The organism is Erythrobacter insulae, from assembly GCF_007004095.1.
Classification (GTDB): Bacteria; Pseudomonadota; Alphaproteobacteria; order Sphingomonadales; family Sphingomonadaceae; genus Erythrobacter; species Erythrobacter insulae.
In genome coordinates this window covers 2,397,988-2,411,855 of record NZ_VHJK01000001.1, presented here as the reverse complement: position 1 = coordinate 2,411,855, position 13,868 = coordinate 2,397,988, and the positions used below count along the sequence as shown (strand labels likewise).

The 13,868-nt window shown below is 54.9% G+C and carries 10 protein-coding genes and 1 tRNA gene; 7 read left to right on the top strand and 4 right to left on the bottom strand.

The window, feature by feature from the left end:
• Positions 1-4: 4 nt before the first annotated feature.
• Positions 5-622, bottom strand: a complete 618-nt coding sequence (locus FGU71_RS11280) for a hypothetical protein (RefSeq protein ID WP_142788657.1) — start codon at positions 620-622, stop codon at positions 5-7.
• 162 nt (positions 623-784) lie between these two features.
• Between FGU71_RS11280 and FGU71_RS11275 the strand changes: the two genes are divergently transcribed.
• A complete protein-coding gene (locus FGU71_RS11275; RefSeq protein WP_142788656.1) occupies positions 785-2,242 on the top strand; it encodes an FAD-binding oxidoreductase in 1,458 nt (485 codons plus the stop codon).
• A 116-nt stretch (positions 2,243-2,358) separates the two neighbouring features.
• Positions 2,359-3,153 (top strand): SapC family protein, encoded by a 795-nt coding sequence (locus tag FGU71_RS11270; protein ID WP_142788655.1) that lies wholly within the window; start codon positions 2,359-2,361, stop codon positions 3,151-3,153.
• Between the two features lie 120 nt (positions 3,154-3,273).
• Here FGU71_RS11270 and FGU71_RS11265 read toward each other — a convergent pair whose 3' ends face one another.
• Positions 3,274-4,272: an N-formylglutamate amidohydrolase gene (locus tag FGU71_RS11265; protein ID WP_142788654.1), complete on the bottom strand. Its 999-nt coding sequence runs from the start codon at positions 4,270-4,272 to the stop codon at positions 3,274-3,276.
• Positions 4,273-4,409: 137 nt separating this feature from the next.
• On the opposite strand from FGU71_RS11265, the gene cpdR reads away from it, so the two are divergent.
• The 5 genes from cpdR to FGU71_RS11240 all read left to right on the top strand — a co-directional run bounded on the left by cpdR (position 4,410) and on the right by FGU71_RS11240 (position 9,917).
• Positions 4,410-4,799, top strand: a complete 390-nt coding sequence (cpdR, locus tag FGU71_RS11260) for a cell cycle two-component system response regulator CpdR (RefSeq protein ID WP_142788653.1) — start codon at positions 4,410-4,412, stop codon at positions 4,797-4,799.
• A 103-nt stretch (positions 4,800-4,902) separates the two neighbouring features.
• Positions 4,903-4,977 (top strand) — tRNA-Val (locus FGU71_RS11255).
• A gap of 173 nt (positions 4,978-5,150) precedes the next feature.
• Positions 5,151-6,371, top strand: coding sequence for an NADP-dependent isocitrate dehydrogenase (locus FGU71_RS11250; RefSeq protein ID WP_142788652.1), 1,221 nt, complete (start codon positions 5,151-5,153; stop codon positions 6,369-6,371).
• A gap of 96 nt (positions 6,372-6,467) precedes the next feature.
• A complete protein-coding gene (locus FGU71_RS11245; protein WP_142788651.1) occupies positions 6,468-8,117 on the top strand; it encodes a GNAT family N-acetyltransferase in 1,650 nt (549 codons plus the stop codon).
• A gap of 30 nt (positions 8,118-8,147) precedes the next feature.
• Positions 8,148-9,917, top strand: a complete 1,770-nt coding sequence (locus tag FGU71_RS11240; RefSeq protein WP_142788650.1) for a cation:proton antiporter domain-containing protein — start codon at positions 8,148-8,150, stop codon at positions 9,915-9,917.
• Positions 9,918-9,924: 7 nt separating this feature from the next.
• Here the strand turns inward: FGU71_RS11240 and alaS are convergent, their stop codons facing one another.
• On the bottom strand, positions 9,925-12,582 hold the full coding sequence (gene alaS, locus FGU71_RS11235) for an alanine--tRNA ligase (protein ID WP_142788649.1): 2,658 nt from the start codon (positions 12,580-12,582) through the stop codon (positions 9,925-9,927).
• Between the two features lie 200 nt (positions 12,583-12,782).
• Positions 12,783-13,847, bottom strand: a complete 1,065-nt coding sequence (recA, locus tag FGU71_RS11230) for a recombinase RecA (protein WP_142788648.1) — start codon at positions 13,845-13,847, stop codon at positions 12,783-12,785.
• Between the last annotated feature and the right edge of the window lie 21 nt (positions 13,848-13,868).

Below are 13,868 nucleotides of genomic sequence, written 5' to 3'. Positions count from 1 at the left end.
ATCGCTACTTTTCTATGGCCACGAGTTGCCGCATCCGTTCAACCTCGCATTTTGCACCGCTGCGCGATTGCAATTTGTCCCGGTCTACACACAGTTTTCCGTCAGCATTCTGTTCGACATAAAAACCCGAATAGAAATCTCTTGCGCGGCAGGCCTTCTCGAGATTGACCGAGACGATCTTTGCGTCCCGCATAAACAGCAGCAGACGGTTCCCGCTACCTGTCTGGACGCCGGCAATGCTTGTGACGGGTACGCATTTGTTCATCCGACGCTCTTCGTACTGCGTCCTTAAACTTTGCTGCGGTAATTGCGCCATGAGACTGTTGCGGTTTTGCGAGCGCGCGGGAGACACCCTTAGGATTACGCGGCTTTCAATCCGGACCTGACGAACGATCTGGCCGCCTCTAAACGTATCTAGGGGTGCCACATTGGTTCGTTGCGCAGGGCCACGTTGGGAAGCAGGGATGCCTTTTGGAGACCCGTTACCATCAGCAACGGTTTCTGCTGGCACGCGAGCCGGAGTTTCGGAAACCAACGCAGTGCCTGCCACCAATTCGCCACTTTGCCCCAAAAACGGGAGCAACATCGCTAATGGCGTTGCAAGAGCAAGCAGGCTCGGCATGGCTGGGAGTATCTCCTTGTTCCCGTCAAATTGATCGGGGCAATATCCTTTGCGATCGGGAAGCACACCTATCGCAAAGGCTTGAACCTTGCCTTAACTGATGTTCATACGAACGGCATACCGCATTGTAATATGCCTGCCTGTGGCACAGAGAACACAATTATGACGATCAATCAGAACCAGAAAGCATTTCTCGGCGCAGCCCGCGAATTGCTTGGCGAAAAGGGTCTCACCTGCGATGAAGATGACCTTATCCCTTGGACCACCGACTGGCGGGGGCGATATTCAGGCAGCGCAATCGCCCTAGCATCGCCTGCATCAACTGATGAAGTTGCAGCCCTTGTGAAACTTTGCGCGGATTATTCGATCCCGATCGTTCCGCAGGGGGGAAACAGCGGAATGGCCGGCGGCGCAACGCCCGACGATAGCGGAACGTCTATTCTGCTCTCGCTTAGGCGGATGAATGCAATTCTGAGCCTCGATGCAGAGGCCGGCCAGTGCGTCTGTCAGGCCGGCGTTATCCTGCAAACCCTGCACGAAGCGGCAGAAAAACTGGACCAGCGGTTTCCGCTAACACTTGGCGGCAAAGGCTCTGCAACTATTGGCGGCCTTGTGTCGACGAATGCGGGCGGCACGCAGGTTCTCCGGCACGGGACAATGCGCTCTCAGGTTCTTGGTCTCGAGGCGGTTCTTGCTGATGGGAGCATTTTTAATGGGCTGACTGCGCTAAAAAAAGACAATCGCGGGTTTGACCTCAAACAATTGCTGATCGGATCAGAAGGTACAATTGGCATCGTTACGGCTGTTAATCTGCGCCTCCTCCCGGCCGCGTCAGGCCGAGCAACCGCTTGGATCGGGCTTCCCTCCATCACAGGCGCACGCACGTTACTCCGGTATGTCGAGCGGGCGATGGGAGAATCTCTTGAGGGTTTCGAGGTCGTGCCCGATCATTGCCTCGAAAGCGTTCTTGATCACTTGGCTGATGCTCGCCCCCCGCTTGCGCAGGGTCATAAATGGAACGCGTTGATCGAATGTATGAGCGCAGATAGCGACAGTGCTGCCCTTCGCGAAAAACTTGAAGGTGTGCTGGCCGGTGCAATGGAGGCAGGCTTGCTTGAAGATGCGGTGATCGCGTCAAACGAATATCAATCTGAGACATTTTGGAATTTGCGCGATTCCATCTCTGCTGCGGAGCGCGCTTTGGGGCCAGCGATGCAGCATGATATTTCGGTGCCAGTCGAGCAAATGCCCGAATTCATTCTGGCCGCTATTCCGCAGATAGAGAATACTTTCCCCGGAACGCGCGGGGTCGCATTTGGTCATTTGGGCGACGGAAATGTCCACTTTCACGTTCTCGCTCCTCAAGACGCAGTTCCCGGCGAATGGGAAGAAAGTACGGGCAAACAGATAAGTTCACATGTCTATGATCTCGTCACGCAATGGGGAGGTTCGATCAGCGCCGAACACGGGATTGGTCAGATGAAGGTTGGTGATTTCGGAAGGCTCGGCGATCCCGTAGCCCTCGGTATGATCCGAAGCGTCAAAGCCGCTCTGGACCCGAAAGGCTTGATGAATCCGGGAAAGCTTGTGCCGCTAATCGAAGCCAGCGAAAGCGGTTGACCGCGCGCCGCTTGCACCGGCGGCCCGAACATCCTAAAGCGCCATCCTCATGGCCCAATCGAGCAGTCGACGGCCTCAGTCATTTTCATCACTCATAGACTTTCCGGAGACGATCCATGGCCAGCGCGCCGCAGCCGCAACTTCCGCTGTTTTACAAAGACCTACTTCCGCTCAACAGCCGTGATCACGGTGACTGGAAAGTAAGCCCGTTCGAAAACGTAGACTTCCTTGGTGAGACCCACGCGATTCCGCTGACTGTCGATGAATTCGTCGATGCGCAGCGCGATTATCCGATCGTGTTCACAGCAGGCGACAATCCTCTGCCAATCGCCTTGATGGGCCTTAACGAAGGCGTAAACACCTTCATGGATGACAATGGCAAGATGGTCGCGGACGTTTACGTTCCGGCCTATATCCGCCGCTATCCCTTCATCCTCGCCAAACTTCAGCAGGAAAGCGATGATATGTCGCTTTGCTTCGATCCAAGTGCGGGTGTTGTCGGCAAAGAAAAAGATGGTCAGGCGTTGTTCGACGGAAAAGATCCGACCGAATACACCAACAATGTCCTCGATTTCTGCAAGAAATTCGAAGAAGCCGGCCAACGCACAAAGGCTTTTCTTGAGGAACTCAAGAAGCTCGACATTTTGATGGATGGCGAAATTGCGATCACCCGCAGCGATGCACCGGACACGCCTTTCGTCTATCGCGGGTTCCGCATGGTTGACGAGAAGAAACTGCGGGAACTTCCAACTGAAACCGTCGAAACGCTGAACAAGAATGGTATGGGCATGTTGATCCACGCTCACCTTTTCTCTTTGAACCTGATGCGCAAGATTTTTGAACGCCAATCAGCTCAAGGCAAGGTTCCTACACCGACAAACACCAACGGTGCAGCACCAGCGGTCAACTAAATCGCTCTGAACAGAGCGGTTTTGTTCTCAGACATTTACTGCGGAGCGTCCCTTAAAGGCGCTCCGCCGTTTTTAATTATGCACCAGATTAATTTGCGAACTTGACCGATTGAGTAAAAGTCACTCGGCCGCTTGCTTCATCTGGCCTGGACAGCCCAAGTTCGCGGTTTCAGCACCCAATACGCGAACCAGGCCGGCCAGCATCTGCGCCAGCGGAGCGAGCGCAGCGGTTGGCTCGTCCAGATTTTCATCCAAATAGCTTGATCGGCAAATTTCGACTTGGATCGCATGCAATCCGCGGGTCGGTGAAGCATGCCTGTCAAGAACATAACCACCTGAATAGGGCCGGTTATGCGCCACGACAAAGCCATTCTGGTCAAGATAACTGAAAGCGCGCGCGATGACGCTGTGTTCGCAAGATGCGCCAAAGCGGTCGCCAAGTACGATTTGCGGCGCACGATCCTGTCCTGCCTGACGCCTCAAAGGCGGCATTGAATGCAGATCAATCAGTAAAGCAGCGCCCCATTCCGCTCGGATCCGCAACAGTTCGCTGGATAGAAATTCGTGATAGGGCCGATGGATCCGGTCAATCCGCCGATCCAGTTCATCACGCGGCAGTTTCTGCCGCCAAATCTCGCCAAATCCGGGCAAGCGGCGCGGCACCAAACCCAGACCGCTACGCGCACGCCGATTCGTGCCAGTCAGAACTGGCTCCGGTTTTGTGGTGCGGCGGCCCGGGCCATTAATCATCTCCCAATCGACATCGTCATGAGCCCGATTAAGGTCCAACATGGCGCGCGGTGCATTCGCCACGAGCAGGCCGGTGCCGGTCGCTTTCGCTATCTCAACGCCGAGCAGATCGACAAAGCGATCTTCCAATCGCAATTGGCTCAGCTCGGCATCGCGCATTTGCGCAAGGGTTTCAGCGGGATAAACACGCCCGGCATGCGGAACCGCAATTAGAATTGGAAGCGGCATCGATTGCGGCGCGACGTGAATAAATGCGGGGCCATGCAGGTCATCCATAACCGCCCCGCCCTTCACGCTCAGCAATTTACCCTCGCTATATGCAGAAGGCGGCGTCAGGTTGGATTCAAAAGGCAATTTTGGAGGTGACATCGGCAATAATTGCTGCCTGCTTTCGGTGATGGTGTCAAAGCCTTAGAACCATACCCGTTGTCAGAATTCGTCTCAATTTTGACCAACTAGCAAGAGTGATAAGATTTCTTAAGCTCATCTGTGTATTGGCAAGCGTTATGACATCGAATCCCGCACCGCGAATCCTTTTGGCCGAAGACGAAGAGGCGATGCGTTCCTATTTGGAGCGTGCGCTTACCAATGCTGGATACGAGGTCAGCACGGTTGACCGCGGAACCGATGCTATCCCTCTGCTGGAAAAAGAGCAGTTTGACCTGTTGCTATCAGATATCGTGATGCCAGAAATGGACGGGATCGAATTGGCGCAGCGATGTGCGGAGATATCTCCACGGACGAAGGTGATGTTCATAACCGGCTTTGCCGCAGTGTCGCTGCGCGCCAGCCGAGAGCAACCGCATGCAAAAGTGCTTTCGAAACCGTTTCACCTGCGCGATCTCGTGCTAGAGGTTGAGCGTGTGTTTGAAGACCAGCGCGAAGCGACCCTTTGAACGCAAAGTTTTGGAAACCGAGCGCGCTTAGGCCTTGCGCCTTTAATTAGGGCGCGTTAATGGGCCGCTCCCGTTTTCGAAAAGAACGGGCATTTGATGGTGCGGGCGCATAGCTCAGGGGTAGAGCACTGTATTGACATTGCAGGGGTCGGAAGTTCAAATCTTCCTGTGCCCACCATCAAAACGATTTGAGCTGAAAGCGTCGCATTTGCGGCGCTTTTTGCGTTTTTACGGCTTGAAAACCTGCGCGCCTGTCTTGAATGCCAGCGCACCTCTGCTAGAGCGCGTGCGAGGGATCAATACAGACATCCTATCGCACACTTGTAGCCCAGAAGGGATGAGGCGTTAGCCATGCAAAAAATCAAAGTACAAAATCCGGTCGTAGAGCTTGACGGCGACGAAATGACAAAAATCATTTGGCAGTGGATCCGCGAACGCTTGATCCTGCCATATCTTGATGTGGACTTGAGATACTATGATCTTTCGATCGAAAAACGCGACGAGACCGATGACCAGATCACGATCGATGCTGCGAATGCGATCAAAGAGCACGGCGTCGGCGTTAAATGCGCCACCATTACTCCTGATGAAGCGCGTGTCGAAGAATTCGGTCTGAAGAAAATGTGGCGCTCGCCTAACGGCACGATCCGTAATATTCTGGGCGGGGTCGTTTTCCGGGAGCCTATCGTGATCGACAACGTTCCGCGCCTCGTGCCGGGCTGGACCGATCCGATTGTTGTGGGCCGCCATGCATTCGGCGACCAATATCGCGCAACCGACACTCTCATTCCGGGCGCAGGAAAATTGCGGCTCGTATTCGAAGGGGAAGACGGACAGAAAATTGATCTCGATGTCTTCGAGTTCGAAACACCCGGCGTGGCGATGGCCATGTACAACCTTGACGATTCAATCCGCGCTTTTGCTCGTGCGTCGATGAATTATGGCCTTGACCGGAAATGGCCTGTGTATCTTTCGACCAAGAACACTATCATGAAAAAATATGATGGTCGGTTCAAAGATCTCTTCCAAGAAATTTACGAAGCCGAATTTGCCGATAAATTTGACGCGGCCGGCATCACTTATGAACACCGTTTGATTGACGACATGGTCGCGTCAGCTCTGAAATGGAGCGGCAAGTTTGTGTGGGCCTGCAAAAACTATGACGGCGACGTCCAGTCCGACACCGTCGCACAGGGTTTTGGCTCGCTTGGCCTGATGACGTCTGTTTTGATGACGCCAGATGGTAAAACCGTCGAGGCCGAGGCAGCCCACGGCACCGTTACACGCCATTACCGCCAGCATCAGGAAGGCAAAGCAACGTCGACCAACCCGATTGCATCAATTTTCGCGTGGACGCGCGGGTTGATGTACCGAGGCAAGTTTGACGGGACACCTGATGTCGTAAAATTCGCCGAAACCCTGGAAAGGGTCTGCATCGAGACAGTCGAAAAGGGACAGATGACAAAAGATCTCGCACTGCTCATCGGTCCGGGCCAGAACTGGCAAACGACCGAACAGTTTTTTGAGTCGATCGTTCAGAACCTTGAGAAAGAGATGCAAAACTGGAGCTAATCCATCAGGAACCCTTGCTTCCATCTCACGTAGGATAAGGGCGGCCGTTCTAGAGAACGTGCCGCCCTATTCGTATTCATTCAGGAATAAAGCCGTATGACCGAACCTCGCCGCAGAGCACGCCTTGAAATCCGTCAGGCCAAGCTGAAGGATGTGCGCGCCATCGGCGATCTTGTTCGCCGGGCTTATGCCGATCTGCCGGCCTATACGCAGGGCGAAATCCGCGGTCAGATCAACAATTACGCTGACGGCTGTTTTATAGCCAAGCTCGACGGTAAAATCGTCGGCTATTGCGCATCCATGCGGCTCGACGAGATTGTCGCACTGGCCGATCATTCTTGGGACGAGGTCACCGGCAACGGTTTTGGATCCCGTCACGATCCCACAGGCGATTGGCTTTACGGATACGAAATGTGCGTGGACCCCGGCGTACGCGGCACCCGGCTGGGCCGTAGGCTGTATGAGGAACGCCGCGCTCTAGCCGAGCGCCTCGATCTAAAAGGCATCGTCTTTGGCGGACGCATGCCCGGCCTTGCAAAGGCGATGCGGCGCAAAACCAACCGCGCCGATACACCTGAGGAATATCTGCAAAAGGTCATCGACACCAAAATCCACGATCCGGTCTTGCGCTTTCAGCTGGCTAACGGGTTCGAGCCGCACGGCATTCTGCACAACTATCTGCCCGAAGATAAGCAATCCAAAGCCAACGCAGTGCGAATGATCTGGCGCAACCCGTATGTCGACATCGACTCTCCGCCGAAACACCGCCTTCCCCGTGATGTCGAAGGTGTTCGAATTGCGACCTGTCAATTGCAGGCGCGCGCCGTCACCGGCTTCGATGAATTTATGAAACACATCGAATATTTCGTTGATGTTGCTGCTGATTATGAGAGCGACTTTATCGTTTTCCCCGAGCTTTTCACACTTATGCTTCTGAGTGCTGAAGAGAAAGAGCAAAGCCCGCTGGAATCAATCGAACTGCTCAGCAAATATACGCCGCGCATTCGTCAGCGCCTCTCCGAAATGGCGCTCTCCTATAACATCAACATCATCGGTGGATCGCACCCGACTCGGATGCCGGATGGGGACATTCATAACGTCGCGTATGTATGCCTGCGCGATGGATCCGTGCACGCGCAGGAGAAAATTCACCCGACTCCCAACGAGGCCTATTGGTGGAACATCAAAGGCGGAGACAGTATCGACGCGATCCCGACGGATTGCGGTCCAATCGGTATACTGATCTGTTACGATAGCGAATTTCCCGAGCTGGCCCGAAGGCTGGTTGACGAGGGTGCCCGCATTATCTTTGTACCATTCTGTACCGACAGCCGTCAGGGTTACATGCGCGTGCGCTACTGCGCACAGGCACGAGCGATTGAGAACCAATGCTATGTCGTGATGAGCGGCAATGTAGGGAACCTACCCAATGTCGCCAACATGGACATTCAATATGCGCAAAGCTGTATCCTGACGCCATGTGACTTCCCATTTGCCCGAGATGGCATCGCTGCGGAAGCCAGCGAAAATGTCGAGACGCTGACTATCAGTGATGTCAATTTGGCTGATCTGAGTTGGGCCCGCGCAGAGGGAACGGTTCAAAACCTGCATGACCGACGTTTTGATCTCTACCGCATCGAATGGGACAAGCGCGTCGGCAACATTTCGGATCCTTTGGGCCTGCCCATTGAAGATCACGAAGGTGCCGCAAAACCAATCGGTCCCCCAACCGCAGGTGGCGGATGACATGACCGGCAGAGCCGAGTAGACGACCGTATGGCAGGCGAACTCACTATGTCCCCGGTAATGCAGGACGCTCTCGTAATTCTGGGCGCGGCTGGCATTGTTATCCCGGTTTTTACCCGTTTCCGCATCACGCCAATCATCGGATTTATTCTGATCGGGGTTCTGGTTGGTCCGTTTGGCCTGGGTGCGCTTGTTGAAGATGTCCCGTGGCTTGAATATATCACGATATCCGATCCTGAGCGACTGGCGCCGTTTGCAGATTTCGGAATAATACTTCTCCTGTTCGCTATCGGCTTGGAACTTTCGTTCAACCGGCTTTGGCAAATGCGGAAATTGGTGTTTGGCCTTGGTTCGCTAGAGCTGTTGATTATCGGCTCGGCATCTGCCGCTTTCTTCGGCTATTACAGCGGCATGGGAACAACCGCAGCGCTTGCGCTTGGGTTTGCCCTCGCTTTTTCATCGACCGCAATTGTGCTGCCAATATCTGGGACAAAATCACCAGTAGGGCGCGCGGCGCTTTCGATGCTGTTGTTTGAAGATATTATGATTGTGCCGATCATCTTTATCCTCGGCGCGCTTGCACCCAACGCCGCCAACGAAGGATGGTCCGGTCTGACCGACACCTTGTTTCAAGGCGGTCTTGTCATCTTGCTTTTGCTTGTTCTTGGTCGCTTTGCCCTTCCCCGCTTGTTTTCGCAGGCTGCCCGAACCAAAAGCCCCGAGCTCTTTTTGGCCGCATCTCTGCTTGTCGTGATCGGAGCCAGTCTGGCCACGGCGGCAACCGGCCTCTCTCCAATTGTCGGCGCTTTGATCGCCGGTCTCCTGATCGCAGAGACCGAATATCACGGTGAAGTCGAGAGCATCATGGAACCGTTTAAGGGCCTCGCGCTTGGCGTATTTCTGATCACAATCGGCATGAGCATCAATGTGATGACCATAATCGGCGATTGGGCCAATGTCGCCGCTGCTGTGTTCGGAGTGCTCATTTTCAAAGCGATAATCACCGGCTCTTTGCTGAAAATGATGGGCGCACGGCGCAGTACCGCGGCTGAGACTGGCGTATTGATGGCAAGCCCGAGCGAAACCACGTTGATCGTACTTGCCGCCGCCACCAGCGCGCTTGTCATCGATGTTGAAACGGCTCAATTCTGGCAAATCGTTACCGCTATTGGCCTTACTGTTACTCCTCTATTGGCCAAGCTTGGCCGGGTCATCGCACGGCGAGTTGAGGCATCCCCGGAACTTCCCGAGGAAGATCATTTTGATCATCGCACTATCATCATCGGCGGAGGCCGCGTTGGCCGTTTGATCGCCGACATGCTGAAATGCCATGATCAACCCTACGTCCTGCTCGATTCCGATCCAGATATGATTGATCGCGCCAAACGCGACGGATACCGGGCTACGTTTGGCGATGCCGCGCGCGGTGATGCGCTGACACGGCTGGGTATCGAACGCTCACCGGCTTTGGTTTTGACAATGGACGAGCCCGTTCTTGCGCAGAGGCTGGTGGCCAAATTGCGAAGTACGTATCCTGATCTTTTGATCGTGGCGCGCGCACGCGACACCGATCATGCTGCGCAGCTCTATCGTGCAGGTGCGAGCCATGCTGTCCCCGAAAATCTTGAGAGTTCGCTTCAGCTTTCCGAAGCGGTGCTTGTCGATATTGGTGTGGCCATGGGCCCGGTCATCGCCTCGATCCATGAAAAGCGAGACGAGTATCGCGAACGATTGGAACGTGATGGCGGGCTATCCGAGAAACCTAAATTGAGGACATCCACGGCAACACTGGACGCCTGATTCGGCCTCAACCAGCGATTAGTGCCTTAATCGCAGTGATCGCGTCCTTGCCTTTCGAACCGTCTGGACCGCCACCTTGAGCCATATCTGGCCGGCCACCGCCGCCTTTGCCGCCTAATGCCTCTACGCCGGCACGAACAAAATCGACAGCGCTGTGCTGACCTAGCAGGTCTTCGGTCACAGCCGCCGCGATGCTCGCCTTGCCTTCGTTGACTGCCACAATCACGGCCACGCCCGAACCAAGACGTGTCTTCGCTTCGTCAAGCAGCGGGCGCAGCTCCTTGGGGCTGAGTCCTTCGATGACCTGACCGCTGAACTTAAGACCGCCAACTTGCTCATCTGTAGCGTCAGAATTCGCTGCAGCGCCTCCGCCTCCCAAAGCGAGAGCCTTCTTCGCCTCAGACAGTTCTTTCTCCAACCGCTTGCGTTCCTCAAGCAAAGCGCTGATCCGCGCAGGAACCTCCTCAGGCGTTGCGCGGATTGCTCCGGCTGCCGCCTTCAAGGCATCCTCACGATCAACGAGCCAAGCTCGCGCAGCTTCCCCTGTCAGGGCTTCAATCCGGCGGACACCCGATGAAACCGCGCTCTCTGAGATTATCCGGAACACACCGATATCGCCGGTCGCCTTGACGTGGGTTCCGCCGCACAATTCGACAGAGTAGCTCTTCCCTTTGCCGCCAGCGCGGCCCATCGACAGAACTCGAACCTCGTCGCCGTATTTCTCCCCGAAAAGCGCCAATGCCCCCGCCTCTACGGCATCGTCCGGGCTCATCAGACGGGTAGAAACCGGCTCATTCGCGCGGATCTCCGCATTCACCTCGGCTTCAATCGCGGAAATATCTTCTTCGGTCAGGCCTTTAGGATGGGAAAAATCGAACCGCAGACGGTCCTCCGCCACAAGGGAACCCTTTTGAGTAACATGATCACCCAAACGATTGCGAAGGGCCGCATGAACAAGGTGGGTCGCCGAGTGATTCGCCCGGATTTGCGCCCGCCGCTCGGCATCGACCTCTAACTGTATGTTTTCACCAACGGCCACGTGCCCTGCACGAATCGTCGCATGATGCGCGTGCAGGCGGCCAAGTGGCTTGCTTGTGTCATTGACGACCGCAGCGAAACCCTCAGGTTTCGAAATCGTGCCGGAATCGCCAGTCTGACCGCCGCTTTCGCCGTAGAAAGGTGTTTGGTTGGTTAGAATGACAACCTCGTCACCGACGGTAGCTTCGGATACTTCGGCACCATCTTTGAGGATGGAAACGATGGTCCCCTCACCCGATGTCGAAGAATAACCAGTGAATTCGGTGGCCCCCGCACGCTCGGCAATGTCGAACCAGACCTCGCCAGAGGCAGCTTCTCCGGAACCCTTCCAGGCAGCACGCGCGGCCTCTTTCTGACGCGTCATTGCAGCGTCAAACCCGCTGCGATCCACGCCAATTCCGCGAGCCCGCAGAGCGTCTTCGGTCAAGTCATAAGGGAAACCAAACGTGTCATAGAGTTTGAATGCAGTCTCACCATCGAGCTCTGCGCCCTCGCTCATTTCGCCGGTGGCCTCGTCTAAGAGTTTGAGTCCCTTATCGAGTGTTTTGCGGAACTGCGTTTCCTCGCGTTCCAAAACCTCTTCGATCAGGGCTTGCCCGCGCACCAGCTCTGGATACGCTTGACCCATTTCAGTCACCAACCCTGGTACAAGGCGGTGCATCAAAGGTTCGCTCGATCCGAGCAGGTGAGCATGGCGCATGGCCCGGCGCATGATCCGGCGCAGGACATATCCGCGGCCCTCATTCGACGGCAAAACACCGTCCGCCATAAGGAAGCTAGTCGATCTCAAGTGATCCGCAATTACCCGGTGGCTGGCAGCATGATCGCCTTGGGCCGAAACACCAGTAAGCCGCTCCGATGCGGCGATCAAAGCTTTGAATGTATCGGTGTCATAATTGTTATGGACACCCTGCATAACGGCAGCAATACGCTCAAGGCCCATGCCTGTATCGATCGAAGGGCTTGGCAGTTCGCGGCGCGAACCATCGGCCTGCTGATCGAATTGCATGAATACGAGATTCCAAATCTCGACAAACCGATCGCCATCTTCGTCCGGACTTCCCGGAGGTCCGCCGAATATATGATCTCCGTGATCATAGAAAATTTCTGAACATGGCCCGCACGGCCCGGTTTCACCCATCGACCAGAAATTATCACTGGTTGTAATACGGACGATTCGATCTTCTGGTAGACCCGAAATCTTGCGCCACAGATCAAATGCCTGATCATCGGTATGATAGACCGTTGCCGTTAGTTTGTCCGGAGAAAGCCCCCATTCACGGGTCAGCAGAGTCCATGCGTTTTCAATCGCCTGTTCTTTGAAATAATCGCCGAACGAAAAATTGCCGAGCATCTCGAAAAAGGTGTGGTGCCGAGCCGTGTAACCAACATTGTCGAGATCATTGTGTTTGCCCCCTGCCCGCACACATTTCTGCGACGATGTTGCTCTGGGCGCTGGCGGCGTTTCGAGACCGGTGAATACGTTCTTAAACGGCACCATGCCCGCATTCACGAACATCAGTGTGGGGTCATTATAGGGGACCAGCGGCGCACTCGGCACCTGAACGTGATCGGCCTTGCCAAAGAAGTCTAAGAACGACCGGCGAATATCATTGGTTGACGTCATAGGTTTGCAGTTAGGCAATGGACCGCGCGTCGACAAGCCACAGAGTGCATTGTCAGTGATAAGCTGCACATTTGATCAGCCGCACGGAAGCCATAAATACAGAAAAACCGGCGTTGCCAACGCCCTTGGGATGGGCAGGCAGACGCCGGTTTTCCGGTTTTCCGGGCGCTGCAGCGATCGCAGCCCAGCCCGCTTGAGGATCAGTCGTCGGGGTTCGCGTCCGGCCCCGCCATCATTTCCTCGGCGACCTCGTCGGTTCGGCCGCGAATAGCAGCTTCCAACCGGTCGCAAACTTCAGGGTTTTCTTTCAGATACGTCTTCGAGTTTTCGCGTCCTTGCCCGATGCGAACACTGTCATATGAGTACCAGCTACCGGATTTCTCAACGAGGCCCGCCTTTACGCCAAGATCAAGAATTTCCCCGCGCTTCGAGACGCCTTCGCCATACATGATGTCGAATTCGACCTGTTTGAAAGGAGGGGCAACCTTGTTCTTCACGACTTTAACTCGGGTGGAGTTGCCGATCACTTCATCACGGTCCTTGATCTGGCCGATACGGCGGATGTCGAGGCGAACCGATGCATAGAATTTGAGTGCGTTGCCGCCGGTCGTTGTTTCAGGGTTACCGTACATCACACCGATTTTCATGCGCAGCTGGTTGATGAAAATCACCATGCATTTGGAGCGATTGATCGATCCTGTAAGTTTGCGCAGCGATTGAGACATAAGCCGCGCCTGAAGACCAACATGAGAATCGCCCATCTCGCCTTCGATTTCGGCACGGGGAACAAGTGCGGCGACAGAGTCGACCACTAACACGTCGATAGCGTTCGAGCGCACGAGTGTATCTGTGATTTCCAGTGCTTGTTCGCCAGTATCAGGCTGAGAAACGATCAATTCGTCAATGTCCACGCCAAGCTTTTTGGCATAGACTGGATCAAGCGCATGTTCGGCATCGACAAATGCCGCTGTTCCGCCAGCCTTCTGTGCTTCTGCAATAACGTGCAGAGCCAAAGTCGTCTTACCCGAGCTTTCCGGGCCATACACCTCAACAACGCGGCCCTTTGGAAGACCGCCTATACCAAGTGCAATATCAAGGCCGAGCGAACCGGTGGAAATCGCTTCGATCTCCATCGCTTCTTTAGAGCCCAGCTTCATCGCCGAACCTTTGCCGAATGCACGATCAATCTGAGCGAGCGCGGCGTCGAGCGCCTTTGAACGATCCACGGATTTTTCCTTATCTACCAACTTAAGATTAGTAGCCATCGCACGGCCTCCTTAACTTGC